Genomic DNA, 18,769 nt, shown 5'->3' on the forward strand with positions numbered 1-18,769 from the left:
CCGCCGGGCGCGGCCGAACCTCTCCGGAACGACGCCGTCCCGCCACGGGTCCCAACCCGGCCGCAGCTCCCGGATCCGTGCCGCGGACAGGCCTTCGTAGTCGCCGTAGTGCCATTCGACCAGGTCCGGAGGAAGCGACCGGACGCTTCCGGCCGGACGACCGTCACGTCAGGAAGAGGGCCGCCCCGTCCCGCCTGCTCCTCCGGGCCCGCAGGCCCAGTACGGTCAGCGCCGCCGCCAGCCAGCACGCGCCGGTCAATGTCTCCCAGCCGGCCAGTGCGGCGGTGTGCGCGCTCGCCCCGCCCGCCAGTACCTCCCGGATCGCCAGCAATCCGTGGGTCAGGGGCAGCACTTGGCCGAACCCGGCGAGGACGGGGCCGACGGCCTCCGCGGGCACCTCCGGGCCGCAGACGATCAGCATCACCGTGAACGCCGCGTTGGACACGACGTTGCGCAGGTCCACGGCGGTCAGCACCAGGGATCCGAGGAAGAGACCCAGGCAGTAGCTCGTCACCGCGACGAGGATCAGGAGGACGGAGAGCAGAGCCACCGATGCCACGCTCAGGCTCAGTCCCGCCACCGGACCGAGGAGGAGAACGGCGCCCAGCCCGCAGGCCACCCCGTCCGGCAGCCAGAAGAGGCTCCGCCCGACCAGGACGAGCGCGGGGCTGCTGGGCGAGGCGACCAGCAGGGGAAGGGTGCCGTTCTGGAGCTCCCAGGTGGTGGACGCGGTCGCGGACACGCCGTGCAGCGCGACGAGCGCCACCGCGTTGCCGACCAGGAGATAGCGGGCCTGCCCCGGTCCGAGCAGGTTGCCGATGGTGGCGAAGAACAGGACCTGGGCGAGCATCCGGACGAACCAGCCGAGCAGCCAGGTCTTCCAGGTGAACACCGTGCCGTAGTCGGCGGCGCCGGCGCGGGCGGCCCAGCCCAGCACCCGTGTGCGGCGGCCCGTCCGGATGCCGTCGGCGGTGCGGCTCATCGCAGCCCCACCGTCCCGTTCTCGCGTACGAGCCGTACGACCCTGCCCAGCAGGAGCCATCCACCGGCGCCGGTGAGGAGGCCGAGGCCCAGGACGACGCCGGTGCGCCAGGCGACGGAGGTGACCGCCGCCGGGCCGAGTGCGTCGCGCAGCAGGTCGGAGCTCCAGGAGAGATAGATGAGGCGGCCGACGGGATGGGTCCACTCCGGCAGCCGGTCGAGCGGGGTGAACACCCCGCCGAGCAGCAGGACGGGGTAACTCAGGGAGTTCTGGAAGGTGCGGGCCGTCCGGGTCGCGACGAACAGGGCGGCCATCAGCGTGGCGGTGCCCGCGGTGGCGACGGCGGTGGCCAGAAGCGCCATGGTGAACACGCCGGGATGCGGTACGTCGGGGACGGTGCCGAAGCCGAGGATCGCGACGGCCGAGACCTCCAGCACCGTCAGCAGACTGATCGCGGTGCTCACCCAGACCCGGCTGAGGACCACCCGGGCGAAGTCGACCGGCGCGGCGATCTGGAGCTCCAGCGTGCCCAGCCAGCGGTCGTTGTCCACGACCTCCCCGGAGATCAGCATGGCCATGCTCCACACACCCATCAGTACGGGGGCGAGCAGACCGTTGGCGAGGAGGTCGGGACGCTCGTTGTGCCGGATCAGGAGCAGGAACACCGCGGCCAGCAGCGGCGTACGCACCAGGTCGATCAGGTAGTCGCGGTGGGTGAGCACCAGGCGTCCCTGGAACCGGCCGGCCGCCGCGAGCAGGCTCACCGGTTCACCACACTGCGCGTCTCGTTGCGGTGCACGAGTCGCAGGTAGACCTCCTCGAGGCCGGGCAGTTCGGTGCGGACCTCGGTCACACCCCGCTCGACGACGAAGGCGAGCACACGGCCCACGGCTTCCTTGTCCTCCACCGTGACGAGCGTGGTCCCGTCGTCGGCGGGTTCCGTGCCGAGAACCCCCGGGAGCGCGCGCACCTGGGCGACCAGGGAATCCTCGGCCCGGATCCGTACACGATCCTGGCGCGCGACGAGGCGGGCGAGCGTCCTCGGTGCCTCCGCGGCGACCACCCGCCCGTGGTTGATCATGGTGACGCGGTCGCAGAGCACTTCGGCCTCGGACAGGTCGTGCGTGGCGAGCAGCACGGTACGTCCCTCGCCGGCGAGTTGCCGGACGAGCTCGCGCAACTGCCGTGCGGCCAGCGGGTCCAGGCCGTTGGTCGGTTCGTCGAGGAGGAGGACGCGGGGGTCGCCGATGATGCCGCGCGCGAGGTGGAGCCGCTGGCGCATGCCCACGGAGAAGGTCTCCACCCGGTCGTCGGCGCGCTCGGCGAGCCCGAGTTCGTCGAGCAGCGCGTCGGTACGGGCGACGCCGTCCCGGGTCGTCAGACCGTACAAGGCGGCCCAGTAGCGCAGATTCTGACGTGCTGTCAGGCGCGGGTAGAGGCCGCGTTCGCCGCCGAACACGATACCGAGCAGGGGCCGGATCCGACGGTGTTCGGTCGTCAGGTCGTAGCCGAGGACCCGGGCGGTTCCCGAGGTCGGCAGCAGCACCGTGGAGAGGATCTTCATCAGGGTGCTCTTGCCCGCGCCGTTGGGGCCGAGCAGCCCGTGCACCTCGCCCCGCTCCACGGTGACGGAGACGTCATCGAGCGCGACGACGGCCGGGCCCCGGCGTGTGCGGTACTCCCGCCGCAACCCGCTTGTCTCCACGGCCGGTTCGCCGTCGCTCGGACGGGCGACGCCACCTCCGCCGTTTCCGCTGTCCGCCATCACGCTCCCGTTCCCGTGGGGGTCGTCGGACCGGTGTCTGCCGATCGGCACGGAGGGATCACGTGCCGCGCTCCACCGAGGTCGAGCCGGGCTTCCCTGCGGCCTTGTCGGCGCCGGGCTCCCCAGATGCCGGGCCGCCGTCAGGTTCCTCGATTACCGGGCCGCCGCCCTTCGCCTCGTCCAGCCATTCCTGCCGGGCGGACCCGGACACCAGCAGGAACGAGCCGAGCGGGGTCCGTGCGACGAGGTGACGTCCGACGTCGTCCAGCCGCAGCCGGCCGGCCGGTTCGTCGTCCAGGGGCACGCCGAACAGCGGCAGCCCCGCGCCGAGCAGCCGCCGCGCGCCGAAGCCGCGGTGGGCCAGGTCGGAGGCGAGTTCCGCGAGACGGCCGCCTTCGCCCTCGATGCCCGACTGGGCGATCAGCGCGGGCGCCCGGACCGGGCTGCTCCAGAGCGCCGCGGTGCGCATCGCCCGCAGCAGCCGAGTGCGTACGGAGGAAGCCCGGGTGTGGGGCGGCGCCACGGCGGGCCGCCAGCCCAGCCGGGCCATGGCGCGCCGGGCTTCCCGCCACTCCGGCCACAGACCGGTCCTGTCGAGGTCGGTACGCAACTGCCGTACGCCCGTCTCGTCGAGGTGCTGGAGCAGCAGCGCCAGGTCGAGCAGATCACGGCTGCGGAAGGGGCGCTCCCAGCGTTCCGCCACCAGGGCGACCGCGCAGACGGCCAGCGGGGAGCGGGAGGGGCGGGTGAGCTGCCAGGCCGGGGCACGCACCTCGGTCGCGATCTCCGCGGTGACCAGGCCGACGGCGTAGGGGTCGGGGGAAGGTTCGGGTGCCGGGCTGCGGAACTCGGCTCCCAGGTGCAGGGGCACGGCGTCGCCGGTCCTGGCGGGGCCGACCGTGAAGGCCGCCAACTCCCATCCCGTCGCCGTCAGTTGCTGTGCGCAGCTCCACAGGTCCTCGTGGAAGGGGCAGACGACGTCGAGATCACCGGCCGCTCGGAGCACCCCGGGCGGGTAGAGGCCGGCGATCGTCATGCCCTTGAGGAGGGAGACGCCGGGCGCCGCCGTCCGCAGCCCGGACCAGACGCGGCGGTAGTGGTCGACGCGTTCCCGGTGCAGGCGCAGTTCGGCCGTCTCCGCCTCGGTGAGCGCTTCGCCGTCCTCGGCCCACAGGCTCAGCAGGGTCGCGGCGAGCTTGTGGCGGCCGTCGCGGGCGGTTCGCAACACGGCCTCGCGCGACGCCGTCGGCCCGGCGTCCAGCAGGGCGAGGACGGTCGCGGCCGACATCTCCACGTCCGTCGCCGTTCCGGTCGGTGCGTCTGTCAACGCCGGCTCCGCCCCGGTGCGCGAAGGTGGACGGGTTCCCCGGGCCGGGGGACTCCGTGGTGGCCGAGGAGGAATGCGATCAGGACCGCTGGAGGGCGAACAGGCCCGGATCCGGATCCCGACCGCATTCGACGGACGACTACTTGCCCGGCTTCGGGCGGACCTTGACCTGCTTGAAGGTGACACTCATGGGGCCCTCCTTGATGTGGTCGGTCATCGAAAGTAGCCTCAGCGTATTGCCCTCGAATGGTGCATGACAATGATGCAACTTGCTTTGCATACAGTGGACTCGGCGTGCCGCGTGGGTGCCGTCCCGGGCCCGGCGGACGAGCGGAATGCCGGAGGAGCATGACGGTTCGCACGTGGTTGAGGGCTCCCTTCACTCATGATCCGGTAAGGCGCCGCACCTATCCCGACGACGTCTATTTCCGGGAAATGGCGGCCTTGCTGGACGGCTGGGAGACGGGAAGGGCGGACCGCGCACTGCTGCGGTCGACTTTCGTGATGTTCAAGCCCGACGCGGTGGTCGGGCGCCGTGTCGGGCCCGCGCTGGCCTTCCTGGCAGGGCACGGCTTCGAACCCCTCGGCGCTCTGACCGTACGGGTCGACGCGCGGGTGTGCCGGGAGCTGTGGCGCTACCAGATCAACGCGGCGCCCCTGGCGGTCATCCGGGCCGTGGACATGATTCTCGAGTCGGGACCGCCCTGCCTCTTCGTCGCGTTCCGCGACACCCGCGATCCCGAACGCACCCGGACGACCGCGGCTGAACGGCTCGCCGAGCTGAAGGGGTCGTCCAAGAACCGCTCGACGGAGGGAGGTTCACTGCGCGGGGCGCTCGGTTGCGAGCTGATGTGCCTCAACTTCGTACACACTCCCGACGATCCGGCCGACCTGATCCGCGAGGTGGGCGTCCTGCTGCCCCGGCGGCGGGAGCAGGCACTCTCCCTCCTGGCCGCCGAGGCGTCGCCGCCCGGCGCGGCCGAACCAGCCTCCCTGGCGGGCGAGTTGTACGCGAGTCATCCGACCCACGCCCTCCGCCGACTGACGCCTTCCGGTACTTCCACCCGGCGAGACTCCTCGGGCGACACCTCGCGCCGCCCGGCCGACCCGCAATCGCTGCTGGCACGGGTGGAACAGCTCGCCGCGGACGAGGACGGCCTTCCGCTGTGGGACCGCATCGTGATCGCCGCGGAGCTGGTGGAGGGCCTCCCCTCCGAAGGCCGGCCGCTGATCGGGCCGCCGCCCGGCACCCGCCTCGGCCACCCCCGCGCGGTCCGCCCGGCCGGGCCCCCGGCCACCGCCGCGGCGGACCGCTGAACACGCGGGGCCCCGCCCGGCGGCTGGACGCACAGACCCTGCCCGAGCCCTGAACGCACGGGCCTGGACCCGAGCCCTGAACGCACGGGTCCGGCCCAAGCCCTGGACGCACGGCCCGCATCCGGCCGAGAACTCCCCAGTCACCAGGAGGAACGACCCCGATGACCGACGCCGACGTCGAACTGCACGGTCCCGCGAACTGGGAGGGTCCGCCACGCCGGTACGGGCCGGCGGCCCGCGTCGCCGTGCTCTCCGATGTGCACGCCAACATCCCCGCCTTCGACGCCGTGCTCGCCGAACCGGACGTCGCCGCCGCCGACTTCGTCGTCCTGTGCGGCGATCTGACGTGGGGGCCGCAGCCGCGGGATACGTACGAACGGATCGTCGCGCTGGGCGAACGCGCCCTGTGCCTACGGGGGAACGCCGACCGCTACGCCGCACAGATCGGCACGGCCGCGCGGACCGCCGACACCCCGCGTCAGTCGTGGATCGCCGCACAGCACCCGCCCGAGGCCATCGCCTTCCTCGACCGTCTCCCCTTCGGGCTCGTCGTCGAGATCGACGGGCTCGGCCCCGTGCACTTCTGCCACGGTTCGCCGCGCAGTGACCACGAGCTGGTCACGCCGGGGACACCACCGGAGCGGTTCGCCGAACTGTCGGCGGCCATCGACGCGCGGGTCCTGGTCACCGGACATTCGCACCTCCAGTTCGACCGGGCCGTGGCGGGCCTGCGCAGCGTGAACCCCGGCAGTGTCGGGCTGCCGTACCACACGGGTGAACCGGGCACCGCGTACTGGGCGCTGCTGGGCCCCGACGTCCGGCTCAGGACCACTCGCTACGACGTCGAGGACGCCGTCGCGCGTGCCCACCGCGTCGCCGATCCGGACGCGGAACGCTACGCGGACACCCTGACGAACGCGCCCGATCCGGAAATGATCGTCGTGGAGGCGGAGAAGCTGATCTTCGTCAATTGATCAGTGAGGGGGCCCTTGATCCGAAAGGGGTCCGCTGATCCATAAGGGGCTTACTCGAAGAAGCCTGCACCGTCGACGGAATTTCTCGTTCCGTCGAATTCGGGAAACGAAAAGCGAGTTGACGGTGGATTCCCGGCATGACGTTGACATGCGAGCTCGCGGTGTGCTGACCTGTGCATGCAAAATTGGCAAGTTGTTTGGCACGTTTCTCTGGCACCGTTCCCGGCAGGAGGAATCCATGCAAACAGCTCCACTTCCCACCGCGAAAGCACCCACCGAGGTGACGCGGACGTCGACCCCGGCGCCCGTCATGCTGCTGCCCCGCCTGGTCGAGCGCATGATCACGGACCGGCAGGCCGCGCACATCGTCAAGTTCCGCACCACCTGCACCGACTGCGTGCCGAACTTCTGAGCACGGCGTCGCGCGTCGGCGGACAGTCGACAGCGTCCGCCGACCTGCGCGTGATCACCGAAGTCGTCGCGGGCACCCTGCGCGCCGCTCCTCGGGGTCTGTGCGTCCTGGCGGTCGACGGCCTGTCGCTCGAAGTGGCCGAGTCCGCGTTCCACCACGCACACGTCCGGCCACTGCGCTCCACCTTCCCGAGCACGTCGACGACGGCCTGGCTCACCGCGGTCACCGGCACCGGTCCCGGCGTCCACGGCGCCGTCGGCATGGTCCACCGCGCACCCGGAGCCGACCGCGTCACCCACCTCGTCACCGGGGACACGTACGCCTTCGGCTCCCGTCGCACACCTGGCACCGCGCTGCTGCACGCGGGACCGACCCTCTTCGACCGCGCGGCCGCGTCGGGCCGGGCCGCCCTCGCGATCGGCGCGGAGCTGGAGCGGCTGACCGGTCCGTGGGTGGACGCGTTGCTGCACGGCGCCCGGATCGTGCCGTCACCGGCCGCCGCCGCGACCCTCACCATCGACCCGGTGAGCGTGGCCGAGCGGACCGTGCGCGAGGTCGAGGCAGTCCTCACGCACACCTACGACGCCCCGCCCCTGGTGTGGGCCTACGTGAACCTCGACGACCACATCCACCGGTCCGGCTACGACTCCCGGCTGCGCGAGGCCCTGTCGCTGCTCGACACGGCGGCCGCCCGCTGGGCCGACACCGGCTGGAGCGTCCTCGCCCACGCCGACCACGGCCAGGTGGAGGCGACCCCCGACGCGGCCCTCGCCGAAGCGTGGGCACGCCTCGACGCCCCCGCCCACTGCCGCATGCCCGGCGGCGGCGCAGGCCGCGTCCGCTGGCTCCATCCGCTCCCCGGGCACGAGGAAACGGTGGCCGACGCACTGCGCGACACGCTGGGAGACCACGCCCTGGTCCTCACCCCGGACGAACTCGACGCACGGGGACTGCTGCCCGCGACACCCGTCGTCCGCGCCCGCATCGGCGAGGTCGTCGCCCTGGCCACCTCCCCCCGCTTCCCCGTCCCCGATCCCACGGTGACCTGGGAGCACGGATCCGTCTCCGACGGCGAGACGCTCGTACCGCTGGCCGCCTGGAACCCCGCACCAGAACCCGCCCCCGCCCTGCCCTGATCCCCCCCCGGAACCACACGACACGATAGGAGAACCCGTGAGCACGGTCGTGTTCCGCAACAAGACCGGTGGTTCGGAGACCCTGCACGCGACACCGGGACAGCCCCTCCTGGACGTGCTGCGCCTCCACGGAATCCCGGCGAACGCCGTGCTCGCCCATCGCGACGGGCAGGTGATCCCCGAGGCCACGGCCGTCGTCGGAACCGACGACGTCATCGAGGTGCGCCAAGTACGCCATTACGACCTCGACGTACTGCGCCGGCCCAAGGAACATGTCTACGCCGCGCCGGACCCCGTCTACGCCAAGTCCGTCCTCTTCGACCACGGCGGCACCCTGGAACGGCGCACCGAGCAGTTCACCGCGGAGACCTTCGTGACGTACGTCGAGGAGACGTTCGTCCAGAGCATCGCCGCCGGCGCCACCATGAGGGCGGGGGACCGGGTCGTCATCGGGCTCTCCGGCGGCCGGGACAGCGTCGCCTATCTCAAGCTCCTCGAACGCACCCGCGGGCGGTGGCCCGAGGTCGACATGACCGCGGTGACCATCACCGGACTGCCCGACTGGGACGAACCCGCCACCTTCCGCACCGCCCTGGACGCCTGCGCGGGCCTCGGCGTCGACCACGTCGTCGTCACCGCCGACGACGTGGCCGAGGTGTTCAAGCTGCGCGAGCCCTTCGTCGACGTCATGAACAAGGTCGTCGCCGGCGAGCACCGCAACATGAACATGGTCATCGGCCATCAGGTACTGCGCCGCATGCTGGAACAGGAGGCCGAACGGCGGGGCGCCCCGGTCGTCGCGTTCGGCTTCAACGCCGACGACCTGGTGGCCAGCATGGTCACCTGGTTCACCACCGGCTACCGGATGGGCGGCATCCCGGTCCGTGAACTCGGCTCCCTGCGCTACGTGTTCCCGCTGTACCGCATCACCAAGAAGGAACTCACGCTCTACCTGGAGCTCGTCGCGCCCGGCCTCAACCGCCAGGGAGCACCGGGCCGGTTCACCACCGGCTCCGACGAACGCTCCCTCGCCTACGCCGTGGCCGACCACCTCTACGACCTGTGGCCGGGCATCGACTACTACCTCTTCAACGCCTTCGAGAACGTCCAGCGCACACTGCTTCCCCTGGTCGACGACCTGTGCCGGGTCTGCGGGGGCCGGTACGTGCTCCAGGAGGGCGTGGCCAACCCCGCCGGCCTGTGCGACGTGTGCGGATTCCTGCACCGCCAGGAGGCGTTGAGGGCGGACGCCGTATGAGCGATGCCCGCCGTCCGGACAGTCCGCCCTGGTATCTCACCTTCTTCGGGGAGGACTTCTGGGCCGTCGCGGACCACGAGTACACGCCCGAACGCACCGCGGCCGAGGCCGGATACCTCGCCGCCGTCCTCGACACCTCGGCACCGGGCCGCCGCGTCCTCGACCTGGGATGCGGCACCGGTCGCCACGCCGTAGCGCTCGCCGCGCGGGGGTTCGGCGTCACCGGGGTCGACTCGGGGGGATGGGCGCTCGGGCGTGCCGAGTCCGCGGCCGCCGCGGCGGGCGTCCCGGTCGACTGGCTGCGCATCGACCTGCTGCGCGAACTGCCATGGCCCGTCGACGAGTTCGACGCCGTCGTCTGCGTCCAGTCGTTCGGGTGGGGGAGTGACGCCCAGCAACTGAGGTTGCTCCAGGAAGTCCGCCGGGTGCTCGTCCCGGGCGGACTGCTGATCCTCGACCACTCCAACGTGCTGGCCATCGCCGGAAAGTACGTGCCGGAGGCCACGTTCGAGACCGAGGGACTGCGCGCCGACTTCCGCCGTACGTACCGGACGGCGTCGGGCCGCAGCACCGGCGAGATCGAGGTACGACGGGGCGAGGCGGAGCCCGTGGTCATCCACGACGACGTGCGGATGTACCAGCCGGCCGAGGTACGTGACCTGCTGACCCGCGCCGGCTTCACCGTCGAGCGCGTCGACGCGGACTTCGCCGTCGGCCGGGAGCCCGCCCCGACGACGCGCTACGTCCAGTTCGTCGCCCGGAGCCGGGCGGACACCCCGGCGGCGATCACCGCATGGGAAGGGAGACGCGACAACCGCGGCTCCACGCAGGACGAGGCCCACCCCTCCACGCAGGACGAGGCCCACCCCTCCACACTGGACCTGCGCTGGTCGCCGGACGAGTTCGAGTTCGTACGACCGTGGGTCGACGCCGCCTTCAGGAGCGCGTACGAGAACGGCGGCCTCGCCGAACCCTCACGCGCCTACCCCCTGTCCGACCCCTACTCCGCGGACATGGCCGCACCCGCGCTGTCCGGGCACTTCGGGCTGGACCTCGCGCCCGACACGGTGACCGCCGGGGCGGGTGCCACCGGTCTGCTGCACGCGTGCGCGGCGCTGGCCGTGCCAGGCCCCGTGCTGCGACTGGCCGGCGGCCACCCGGACCTGCCCCGCTGGGCCGCCCGCCTCGGCGCCGAGACGATCACCACCCGGTTCGAGGACCTCGCCGCCGCTCTCGACCGGCACGCCCCCTCGGTCCTCGTACTGGACCGGCCCACGATCACCGGGGACCTCTTCGGGAGGGAGCGGCTGGAGGAGATCGCCGAGACCGCCCGCGCGTGCGGCACGACCGTCGTCCTCGACGAGGCGTACGCCGTCTACGCAGGGCCCGGCGCGAGCTGTGTCCCGGCCGTCGCCGAACATCCGAACCTGATCGTGCTGCGCAGCATGTCGAAGGGGTACTGCTGCGGCGGTCTCCGGGTCGGATTCGCCTTCGCGGCCCCGGGGTTGACGAGGCGACTGCGCGAGATCGCGCCTCCCCTCGGGGCCGGCGGGGCGGGTCTCGCCGTCGCTCTCCGCCTCCTCGCGCAGGGCGACGTCTTCGGCGCGCTGCGCACCCGGATCGCGGAGGTGAAGCCGGTCGTGGCGAGGACGCTGCGGCGGGCCGGACTGAAGGTCACCGAAGGGGCCGGCTGCCTGCCGTGGGTGACGGTGGACGGAGAGCGGGGGGCCGCGAGCGTGGTGTGGGAGAAGCGCGGGGTGCGGGTGAAGGAGATCGGTCCGGTGGAGGTCGTCTGCGGTGCCGAGGGCGTCTCCGGGGCCGCGTTCGGCGGGAGGCCGTGGGAGGTCCCCGGTTCCGGCGGGAGACCGGGGGAGCATGCCGGTTCCGGCGGCTCCGGCCGTCGCGACGGCCCCCTGTACAAGATCGCCGTACCGCTCTCCGAAGCCCGTCTGACCGCCTTCCTCGACGCCTTCGCCGATGCCCGGTAGCCTCGCCGACCTCGTCGCCGGGATCCATCACGGGATCGACGCCGACGAGGCGATGCGCTGGGTCGCCCGGCTCACCGAGTGGGACCGCTACCAGGGATCGGCGGGCATCGCCGCCGCGGCCGACTTCGTGGCGGGCGAGGCCGAGCGCGCCGGACTGGCCGGAGTGGAGGTACTGAGCTTCCCCGCCGACGGCCGCACCACGTGGTGGACGTTCACCGCGCCCTCCTCCTGGACCCCGCGCGCCGCGCATCTGTCGGTCCCCGGACGGCCCGCGCTGGTCGACTATCCCGCCCAGCCGTACACCCTCGCCGCCCACTCGACCGCCGCGCACACCGAAGCTCCTCTCGTGCGCGCGCAGGACGACGGGTGGCCGCCGGGCGCGGTGGTCCTGGTTTCGTCGGCCGCGCGACTCGACGCGAAACTCCACGCCCGGATACGTCACGAACGGGCGATCGGCTTCTGCGTGTCGACCGGCCCCGACCGGCAGGAGGGCGCGGGACGCCTCGAACTTCCGGGCGGCAGCGCCCTGTTCGGGTTCAGCGTGGTGCCCGGCCAGATGGACGTACTGCACCGCGCGCACAGCCGGGGCGAGCGTGCCCGCGTGGTCGTCGACGTCGACACCACCCCCGCCCGGATGCCGGTGGTCGTCGCCCGAACCCCGGGGCGAGATGCCGGCCTGTCGCCGCTGTCGCCCGACGCCTGCCTGATCACCGCCCATCTGTGCCACCCCGCCCCCGGCGCCAACGACAACGCCTCCGGAGTCGCGGCCGCCCTCGCGGCCGGGCGCGTCCTCGCGGCCCGCCCGCTGCGCCGCCCCGTCCGGTTCCTCTGGGCACCCGAGTTCGTGGGACTCGCCGCCTACGTCCACCGGCTCGTGGAGGAGGGCGCGGGACCGCTGCCCACGATGGCCGTCGACCTCGACATGGTGGGCCAGGACCAACGGAGCTGCGGAGGCCCGCTGATCGTCGAACGCAGCCCGGAGTACCTCCCGCACTTCGTCAACGCCCTGGTCGAAGCCTGTGTGCGTGCCCTGCCGGCCGCCGCCCGCTCCTACAGCGGAGCCGTCGGCTGTGACGTGTGGGCCTGGCGTACGACCCCGTTCGTCGGCGCCTCCGATCACGCGGTTCTCGCCGACCGTGCGATCGGCTGTCCCTCCGTCCAACTGGGCCACTGGCCCGACCGGTTCAACCACTCCGGCGCCGACACGCTGGACAAGGTCGACCCGCAGGAACTGCGCAGGTCCGCCGCGATCGCCGCGTCCGCAGCGGCCGTCGTCGCGACGGCCGGCGCCCCGGAGGCCGACCGGCTCGCCCACCTCCTCACCCGCTGGACGGCACGCCGGATGACCGCCCGCCTCCCGCCCGACGACGACCCGCTCGCCGCCACTTCGCTGGCCCGCCACGCGCGGTACGGACGCGACGCACTGAACACCCTGCGGCCCTTCGGCGCCGACCCCGGCGTCCTCGACCGGCAGGCGGCCCTCCTCGACGGTCTGCACCACACCCTCGCGGCGGCCTGGGACCACGTGCCCGTGCAGCGCCACGGGGGCCCGCCCCTGCGCCGGGCATGGCCGGGCCCCTTCAACCTCCGCGCTCTGATGGGGGCCGTGAACGAGTCCGACCGGCACTGGTTCACGCGTCGCCTCGCCGAGGACCGGGGCCGGTTCTACGCGTCCGCGATGGCCCTGGCCCAGAGCGTCGACGGGGTGTCCGGCACGGCGGACGTGGTCCGAACCGCCCAGCTCGACGCGGGAATCCGGTGGGAGCCGGGCTTCGGGGAACGCTTCCTGGCCGCGATGGCGGGAGCGGGCTGGGTGAAGGAAGGGGAGCGGGAGGAAGAGGGCGAAGGGGAACGGGCCGAGGGAGGGAAAGGGAATTGAGCGCGCCGCGCATCACCGTGACCGTCACCGAGTCCGTCGACGACGTGGACACCGTCCAGTGGGAACAGGTCGCCGCGGCGGACACCGCGCCGGTGCACTACACCCCCGCGTATCTGCGGGCCTATCAGACAAGCCCGTTGAGCCCGTATCTCGCGGCGCGCTATATGACGGTCGCCGACGCGGGCCGCACTCTCGCCGTGCTGCCGTGCTACCTCCAGAAGGAGGGCGACCCGTACGGCTTCCTGCGCGCCGTCGGCATCGAGGGCACCGACGGCCCCGCGCTCCTCGGGCACAACTGGTACTGCTACGACACCCGCGTGCCCGTACGGGCGACGGGCCCGGCGCAACGGGCGCGTGCTCTCGGGGCCGTGCTGGACGCGCTGCGTGAACTGGCGGCCGCCGACGGCGCCTTGACCGCGGGACTCGTCAGCGTCCCCGAGGGCGACCCGGTCCTCGACGTCGCCCGGGACAAGGGGTGGCGGGTGGCGCCGATCGTCACCCGCTTCCAACTCCCGCTGCACAGTGCGGAGGGAGGCTCCTTCGACTCGTACGACTCCTATCTCGCGACCCTCGGCGCCCGCACCCGGCGTACGATCCGCCAGTACCTGCGGCGCGCGGCGGACGCGGGCGTCACGACCGCCGTCGAAGCACCCCGCCCGGACTTCCTGCGCACGGTCGGCGACCTCACCCGCCGTACGGCGGCCAAGTACGGCAGCGCCGGAATGTATCCCGAGAGCGCCTTCACCGACTTCGTCATGGCCCTGGGCGACCACGCCCGTGTGGTCCGCGTCGACCGCGGTGATCTGACGCTGGCCGCCGCGGTCGTCCTCCTGGACGAGGAGCGCCTGCACATGTGGGCGGGCGGCACCAGTCACGCCACCCTCGACGGCTTCAGCCCCAACTACCTTCTGTGGGCCACGGAGATCCGCACGGCCATCGAGTGGCGCAAGCGCTGGGTCGAGGGCGGCCGCAGCAACGAGCCCATGAAGACCCGCCACGGCATGAAACCCCTACGCCTGTACGCCTGCGTCACCCCGTCCGGGGTCTGACCTGTGGCCATGGCGTTTCGCCCGCAGCGACGGAGGGCGGGACGACCCGGCCCGGCTCACGGTCCGCGCCACAGGTTGGCGAAGGCCGCGTTCTCGATGGTCCGCCGCTGGCGTACGGCCTCCAGCTCCATCACCGCGTCGTGGACGGCGGCCACCACCGTCGTCACGGTCTCGTCATCGAGGCCGGTCTCGTCGTCGGGTGGTTCGTCGTCGATGCTCAGGACGGCGACGAGGGCGGTCAGGACGGGTTCCTTCTCTTCCCAGCGGTCGACCGCACGGCGGCGCGCGGGCGTGTCGACCGGTTCCAGGCTTTCCGAGCCGAAGGACAACCGGCTGCTCCGCTGCGGCTTCAGCTCACCGTTCTCCTCCAGGGCGGCCTGGTACGCGGCCGAGAGGTCCCGGCCCCGGCGCCACAGCCAGTCCTCGATCCGCTCGTACGGTGCCTGCCGAGGGAGACCTGCCGCGGCCTCGCCCAGGAATCGATCGCCCGGCGGCGGCGGTCCACCCGGCACGATGCGGTCGCCGTCCACGGCGACCGCCCCCGCACCGATGAGATCGATCAGCTCGGCTCCCGCGAGCGCGAGGGACAGGTCGCCCTGCCCCACGGGATGCTTCAGGTCCAGGGCGATGATGAACAGATCTTTCGCCGTGGTCATGAACGGCTCCCCTCGGAGACATCGACGACGGTGCGTCACCGCCGACCGCGCCCGGTCGGCGGTGACCGCCTCGCGGCTACACGGTGTGCAGGGGTTCCCTGAAGGACTTGCGGAACACCGGACCGGCGAAGGGAATGATCGAGGACTTCATCTTCGACGCGAACGAGTCGGGGTGTCGTTCCAGTCTGACGTCGACACGGGTGCCGTCATCCGTGGGGGTCATCTGGAACTGCCAGCCCCCCGAGCCGAAGGGCACCGAGTCCCGAGTGGTGACCGTGACCCTGTTCGCCGAGGGGTCCCATTCGTAGCGTGCGCGCTCCCACGACTTGTCGTTCCCCTCGGTCACCTCCGCCCAGGTGTCGCCCCGCTCGTGGACCTGGAAGTGCTCGGCATCGATGGAGGGCCACTCGTCGACACGAGAGGGGCTGAAGTTCGTCAGGACGCCCATCACCTCCCCTGGGCTCATCGAGGAGTTCACATGGAAGTGTAGGGACGGCATGACCTACTCCCTGGTTCGAGATGACCTTTGTCCGTCTGCGGCCACCGGTACGCACCTCGCGGGTGCCTGGCTCGCTTCGCCGGCGCCGGTTCGCGGACCCGGCCCTGCTGAGGCCTCGTAAGGGCCTGCTGGGCAGGCTCGCTGACCGGGACGCTCACCTTTCAGAATGCACCTGCGCCCAGCAGCGCGCACCAGCAGGTTCCTGGCCCGCACGCGTGGGACCGTGTCCGGGACCAGAGGTGTTGTCGCGGACCGTGTCCGGGTCCGGACACAGTGTCGCGCGCGGGGTGAAGAGAGGGGCTGTCACAGGACTTCGGCCCCATCGATTCTGCGTCGGTCGAAGATGAGCCGCACCGCCGCGGAACCTTCCCCGACCGCGGCGGCGACTCGTTTCACGCTTCCGCTTCGCGCGTCACCGACGCAGAACACCCCGGGCACGCTGGTTTCGAAGGGCAGCGGCATGCGACGGCCCGCAGGGACGGCGACGTCCTGCCCGGTCAGCAGGAAGCCGTCGGGATCCATCGCAGGCCGCTCGTCGAGCCAGTCCGTGCAGGGCGTGGCACCGATGAACACGAAGACGGCGCTGACCGTCAGGGCGGAGCGGCGTCGGCTCGTCCGGTCCACCACATCAAGCCCTGTCACCTCGGAGTCGGCGGAAAGACCGACCACCTCCGTGTGGACCCGCACATGGATCCTCGGGTCTGCGGCGATCGCGTCGATCAGGTAGTGGGACATCGAACGATCAAGGTCGTCCCCGCGGACCACGAGGTGCACCGGGTCGGACGTCCGGGCCAGGAACAGTGCCGCCTGACCTGCCGAGTTCGCGCCGCCGATCACTGCCACGGGTCGCCCGCGCGAGTACGTCGCCTCGACCACCGTGGCGGCGTAGTAGACGCCGTTGCTCTCCCAGGCCTCGATGCCGGGCACGGCCAGGCGCCGGTGGTTGGCGCCGGTGGCGATGATGACGTCGCGAGCGCTGAACGCCCGGCCGTCGTCGCAGGTGACGGTGTGGACACCGCCCTCGCTGGTGAAGGCCGCCGCGCGGGCGTTCCGGTGAAGCCGCACTCCGAACTTCGCCGCCTGGATCGTCCCTCGCGCCGCCAGTTCGGCACCGGGCAGACCGGCCGGGAATCCGAGATAGTTCTCGATTCTCGATGATGTGGCGGCCTGACCGCCGAAGGCGTCCGCGTCGATGAGGGCGGTCGTCAGTCCCTCGGACGCGCCGTACACCGCGGCCGCCAGACCGCCCGGGCCGCCACCGACGACGAGCAGGTCGCACAACTCTTGATCGTCGACCGCGTGCGGCGATTCCCCGAACTCCGCGGCGATGTCGGCCGGCTGTGGATTGCGCATCAACGGCCGGCCGGGGACGAGGATGATGGGAAGGTCCGCCAGGGACACCTTGAGCCTTCGCAACAGCACCTCGGCCTCGGGCCGGTCCTCCAGGTCCAGCCACTCCACGGCCGTCCTGCTGAGCGAGAACGAATGCAACAGGACTCGGCATCGTTCGTCGTAGCGGGAGCCGATGAGGGTGATACCCGCACCCCGTCTCAACAGGTTCGCCCGGCGTACGAGGAATGTCCGGAGGATGAGCTCGCTCAGATCACTGTCCTGCGCGACGATCGTCTGGATCTGCTCCAGCGGCACCCTCAGCAGTCGGCCCGGGCTCTTCATGACGCCGGAAAAGCGTGAGCGCTCGCCCGTCAGCATGCCTATCTCGCCCAGGAACTCCGCGTGGCCGTAAGACGCGACGAGCCGCTCTTCCGGCTGACCGAGCCGATCGATGATCTCCGCGGTTCCCTCCAGAACGACAAAGAAGTCGTAGGACGCGTCACCTGCCGAGAAGAGGACCGCGCCGACGGGTGCCGGATACTCTGATCCGAGAGCCGCCAGCTTCTCGAGCTGGTCCCGGGACAGCAGCGATACCGGAGCCCACCCCGCGTTCTCCCCCCGCGCGGGCTTGTCCATGGGGCGCCTTCTTCCGCCTGGGCGGGAACAACGTGGCCGTCAGGAGAGTGCTGCTTCGGCGGAGACGCGGTCACGACGGCAGTTCGGTCCCGGCCTGCTCACGCACCATGTACTCGGCGTACCAGTCCGGCCAGTTCGGGTCCTCCGCACCGGTGCGTGCCTCATGCACCCCGTGCGCGGCCGCGGCGCGGCGCAGCGCGCTCGCCAGGTCCTCCGCGGAGGAGAACGTCGTGGTCGCGGGGTCGAGGCGTCCCGGGAGCCGGGTGGTGATCTCCTGGAGGAGCCAGCCGTTGCCGTCCGGGTCGCTGAAGGACAGGAACGAGCCGTAGCTCGTGCGCTGGGGATCCGGCCCCGGCAGCCGGGCGTCCGTTCCGGCGTGGTGGAAGACGCCGCCGGCGTCGTGGAACACCTCGCTCGGCTCGGCGCCGAGCCGTTTCAGCTCGTCGTACGCGGCGTTGATGTCGTCCACGACCAGTTGCAGGCCCTGAGCCGAGCCCGGCGTCTGGGACGTGACCGAGGTGCCGAAGATGACCGACGCCGGCGAGCCCGGCGGCGTCACCTGCACCACCCGGAAGTTCTCGTCCGGGGCGATGTCCGCGTCCAGCCTCCAGCCCAATCGCGTGTAGAAGCTCTTGGCCCGGTCGACGTCGGACACCGGCACCACCACGATTTCGAGTTTCATGTCCATGACTGACACTTCCTCCGCTCGTACAAGATGCCGACATGTCGAGACTCGCACGGCCGGACGCGGGCCGCGTCCGGGAATCCGGTGGACGGTGGCCCGGTCCACACCGGGCCTGCAGCCGGCTTACGGTCTCCGGCCGACGGCGCCGGTGCCGAGTCGGCTGAGCAGCCAGAAGGTGATCGCGGTGCCGGTGCCGTAGGCGACGTGCGCGCCGAGATCCCAGGCCAGGATCTTGGCGTCGTACTGCCAGATCGGCTTGTAGAGCCCCGCGATCGGCAACGCGACGTAGTCACCGGCGAACACCGCGGCACCGAAGGGCACGCCATACACGGGGGAGGGCCTGGGCAGTGATCCGGCCACGATGCCGTAGGCCGCGCCGGCCGCCGATCCGTAGGCCCAGTGAGCGATGGTGCTCGTGAGCCAGGCGGAATCATCTGGGAGCGGGCGCTGGGTGAAGCCCTCGATCACCCGCTTCGCCACCTGCCCCGGATCAGGGGCCTTCTCCCAGCTCTCGACCGGCGCGAATTCCCAGGCGGGCGGGCTGTCCGTCCCGCCCGCGCGACGGTATTTCAGGTAGTGGACGGCATCCAGGCACACCGTTCCCACCGCCCCGGCCAGCAGACCGGCCGTCACGGCCTCCAGGGGAGTCAGCGGGATCCTTTGGGAGCGCATGACGCAATCTCCTCATCGCTCGGGGCCAGGAAGGAAGGTCGATGTTCTTCAGCTCCTGGACTGCGGTCGGGAGGCATTGGGCCCGCATCGAGTATCCGGCGGCCAGGACGCGGGCGCACGAGGAGAACGTCCGGGGGCGGCCTCATCCGGGACAGGGCTCGACGCGCGTGATCGCCCCAGACCTGTTGCCCTGGAATCAGGC

17 protein-coding genes are annotated in these 18,769 nt (G+C 71.7%); 8 read left to right on the top strand and 9 right to left on the bottom strand.

Annotated features, from left to right (window positions below):
• Positions 1 to 163 precede the first annotated feature (163 nt).
• From ACFYW9_RS14360 to ACFYW9_RS14375, 4 genes are read right to left on the bottom strand one after another with little or no spacing between them, the layout of a single operon-like run.
• On the bottom strand, positions 164 to 982 hold the full coding sequence (locus tag ACFYW9_RS14360; protein WP_389149148.1) for an ABC transporter permease: 819 nt from the start codon (positions 980 to 982) through the stop codon (positions 164 to 166).
• Positions 979 to 1,746: an ABC transporter permease gene (locus ACFYW9_RS14365; protein ID WP_389149151.1), complete on the bottom strand. Its 768-nt coding sequence runs from the start codon at positions 1,744 to 1,746 to the stop codon at positions 979 to 981. Before ACFYW9_RS14365 ends, ACFYW9_RS14360 begins: the two co-directional genes overlap by 4 nt.
• Positions 1,743 to 2,747 carry an ABC transporter ATP-binding protein gene (locus ACFYW9_RS14370; RefSeq protein ID WP_389149154.1) on the bottom strand — a complete coding sequence of 335 codons (1,005 nt, stop codon included), beginning with the start codon at positions 2,745 to 2,747 and terminating at the stop codon, positions 1,743 to 1,745. Before ACFYW9_RS14370 ends, ACFYW9_RS14365 begins: the two co-directional genes overlap by 4 nt.
• Positions 2,748 to 2,805: 58 nt before the next feature.
• On the bottom strand, positions 2,806 to 4,074 hold the full coding sequence (locus tag ACFYW9_RS14375; RefSeq protein ID WP_389149157.1) for a nucleotidyltransferase family protein: 1,269 nt from the start codon (positions 4,072 to 4,074) through the stop codon (positions 2,806 to 2,808).
• Positions 4,075 to 4,422: 348 nt separating this feature from the next.
• Here ACFYW9_RS14375 and ACFYW9_RS14380 point away from each other — a divergent pair, with 348 nt between their 5' ends.
• From ACFYW9_RS14380 to ACFYW9_RS14415, 8 genes are all read left to right on the top strand, one after another.
• Complete coding sequence (locus ACFYW9_RS14380; RefSeq protein ID WP_389149160.1) at positions 4,423 to 5,391, top strand: nucleoside-diphosphate kinase; 969 nt, start codon at positions 4,423 to 4,425, stop codon at positions 5,389 to 5,391.
• 161 nt (positions 5,392 to 5,552) lie between these two features.
• The gene (locus tag ACFYW9_RS14385; protein WP_389149163.1) at positions 5,553 to 6,365 is read left to right on the top strand and encodes a metallophosphoesterase family protein; all 813 of its coding nucleotides are present in this window, start codon (positions 5,553 to 5,555) and stop codon (positions 6,363 to 6,365) included.
• Between the two features lie 238 nt (positions 6,366 to 6,603).
• A complete protein-coding gene (locus ACFYW9_RS14390) occupies positions 6,604 to 6,777 on the top strand; it encodes a hypothetical protein (RefSeq protein ID WP_351870059.1) in 174 nt (57 codons plus the stop codon).
• 50 nt (positions 6,778 to 6,827) lie between these two features.
• Positions 6,828 to 7,913: an alkaline phosphatase family protein gene (locus ACFYW9_RS14395; protein ID WP_389149167.1), complete on the top strand. Its 1,086-nt coding sequence runs from the start codon at positions 6,828 to 6,830 to the stop codon at positions 7,911 to 7,913.
• Positions 7,914 to 7,950: 37 nt separating this feature from the next.
• Positions 7,951 to 9,171: a hypothetical protein gene (locus ACFYW9_RS14400; protein ID WP_387296863.1), complete on the top strand. Its 1,221-nt coding sequence runs from the start codon at positions 7,951 to 7,953 to the stop codon at positions 9,169 to 9,171.
• Positions 9,168 to 11,159: an aminotransferase class I/II-fold pyridoxal phosphate-dependent enzyme gene (locus ACFYW9_RS14405; protein ID WP_389149171.1), complete on the top strand. Its 1,992-nt coding sequence runs from the start codon at positions 9,168 to 9,170 to the stop codon at positions 11,157 to 11,159. Before ACFYW9_RS14400 ends, ACFYW9_RS14405 begins: the two co-directional genes overlap by 4 nt.
• On the top strand, positions 11,149 to 13,038 hold the full coding sequence (locus ACFYW9_RS14410) for a DUF4910 domain-containing protein (protein ID WP_389149174.1): 1,890 nt from the start codon (positions 11,149 to 11,151) through the stop codon (positions 13,036 to 13,038). The genes ACFYW9_RS14405 and ACFYW9_RS14410 overlap by 11 nt, the downstream gene beginning before the upstream one ends.
• Entirely contained in the window at positions 13,035 to 14,087 is a 1,053-nt protein-coding gene (locus ACFYW9_RS14415) for a GNAT family N-acetyltransferase (protein WP_389149177.1), read from the top strand. The genes ACFYW9_RS14410 and ACFYW9_RS14415 overlap by 4 nt, the downstream gene beginning before the upstream one ends.
• 56 nt (positions 14,088 to 14,143) lie before the next feature.
• Here ACFYW9_RS14415 and ACFYW9_RS14420 read toward each other — a convergent pair whose 3' ends face one another.
• The 5 genes from ACFYW9_RS14420 to ACFYW9_RS14440 all read right to left on the bottom strand — a co-directional run bounded on the left by ACFYW9_RS14420 (position 14,144) and on the right by ACFYW9_RS14440 (position 18,567).
• Positions 14,144 to 14,743 (bottom strand): GPP34 family phosphoprotein, encoded by a 600-nt coding sequence (locus tag ACFYW9_RS14420; RefSeq protein ID WP_389149180.1) that lies wholly within the window; start codon positions 14,741 to 14,743, stop codon positions 14,144 to 14,146.
• Between the two features lie 76 nt (positions 14,744 to 14,819).
• Entirely contained in the window at positions 14,820 to 15,242 is a 423-nt protein-coding gene (locus tag ACFYW9_RS14425; protein ID WP_351540468.1) for a hypothetical protein, read from the bottom strand.
• A 303-nt stretch (positions 15,243 to 15,545) separates the two neighbouring features.
• A complete protein-coding gene (locus ACFYW9_RS14430) occupies positions 15,546 to 17,210 on the bottom strand; it encodes an FAD-dependent oxidoreductase (protein WP_389149185.1) in 1,665 nt (554 codons plus the stop codon).
• Between the two features lie 70 nt (positions 17,211 to 17,280).
• A complete protein-coding gene (locus ACFYW9_RS14435; protein ID WP_389149188.1) occupies positions 17,281 to 17,898 on the bottom strand; it encodes a VOC family protein in 618 nt (205 codons plus the stop codon).
• Between the two features lie 120 nt (positions 17,899 to 18,018).
• The gene (locus ACFYW9_RS14440) at positions 18,019 to 18,567 is read right to left on the bottom strand and encodes a hypothetical protein (RefSeq protein ID WP_389149191.1); all 549 of its coding nucleotides are present in this window, start codon (positions 18,565 to 18,567) and stop codon (positions 18,019 to 18,021) included.
• Positions 18,568 to 18,769: the final 202 nt, after the last annotated feature.

Origin of the sequence: Streptomyces sp. NPDC002698 (assembly GCF_042888945.1) — a bacterium.
Classification (GTDB): Bacteria; Actinomycetota; Actinomycetes; order Streptomycetales; family Streptomycetaceae; genus Streptomyces.

What these genes read in the sequence shown, in the direction of transcription:
- ACFYW9_RS14425 (WP_351540468.1), bottom strand. Translation starts at nt 15,242, where the DNA reads ATGCCGTCCCTACACTTCCATGTGAACTCCTCGATGAGCCCAGGGGAG.
- ACFYW9_RS14405 (WP_389149171.1), top strand. Translation starts at nt 9,168, where the DNA reads ATGAGCGATGCCCGCCGTCCGGACAGTCCGCCCTGGTATCTCACCTTC.
- ACFYW9_RS14420 (WP_389149180.1), bottom strand. Translation starts at nt 14,743, where the DNA reads ATGACCACGGCGAAAGATCTGTTCATCATCGCCCTGGACCTGAAGCAT.
- ACFYW9_RS14360 (WP_389149148.1), bottom strand. Translation starts at nt 982, where the DNA reads ATGAGCCGCACCGCCGACGGCATCCGGACGGGCCGCCGCACACGGGTG.
- ACFYW9_RS14440 (WP_389149191.1), bottom strand. Translation starts at nt 18,567, where the DNA reads ATGCGCTCCCAAAGGATCCCGCTGACTCCCCTGGAGGCCGTGACGGCC.
- ACFYW9_RS14385 (WP_389149163.1), top strand. Translation starts at nt 5,553, where the DNA reads ATGACCGACGCCGACGTCGAACTGCACGGTCCCGCGAACTGGGAGGGT.
- ACFYW9_RS14410 (WP_389149174.1), top strand. Translation starts at nt 11,149, where the DNA reads ATGCCCGGTAGCCTCGCCGACCTCGTCGCCGGGATCCATCACGGGATC.
- ACFYW9_RS14430 (WP_389149185.1), bottom strand. Translation starts at nt 17,210, where the DNA reads ATGGACAAGCCCGCGCGGGGGGAGAACGCGGGGTGGGCTCCGGTATCG.
- ACFYW9_RS14390 (WP_351870059.1), top strand. Translation starts at nt 6,604, where the DNA reads ATGCAAACAGCTCCACTTCCCACCGCGAAAGCACCCACCGAGGTGACG.
- ACFYW9_RS14370 (WP_389149154.1), bottom strand. Translation starts at nt 2,747, where the DNA reads ATGGCGGACAGCGGAAACGGCGGAGGTGGCGTCGCCCGTCCGAGCGAC.
- ACFYW9_RS14435 (WP_389149188.1), bottom strand. Translation starts at nt 17,898, where the DNA reads ATGGACATGAAACTCGAAATCGTGGTGGTGCCGGTGTCCGACGTCGAC.
- ACFYW9_RS14380 (WP_389149160.1), top strand. Translation starts at nt 4,423, where the DNA reads ATGACGGTTCGCACGTGGTTGAGGGCTCCCTTCACTCATGATCCGGTA.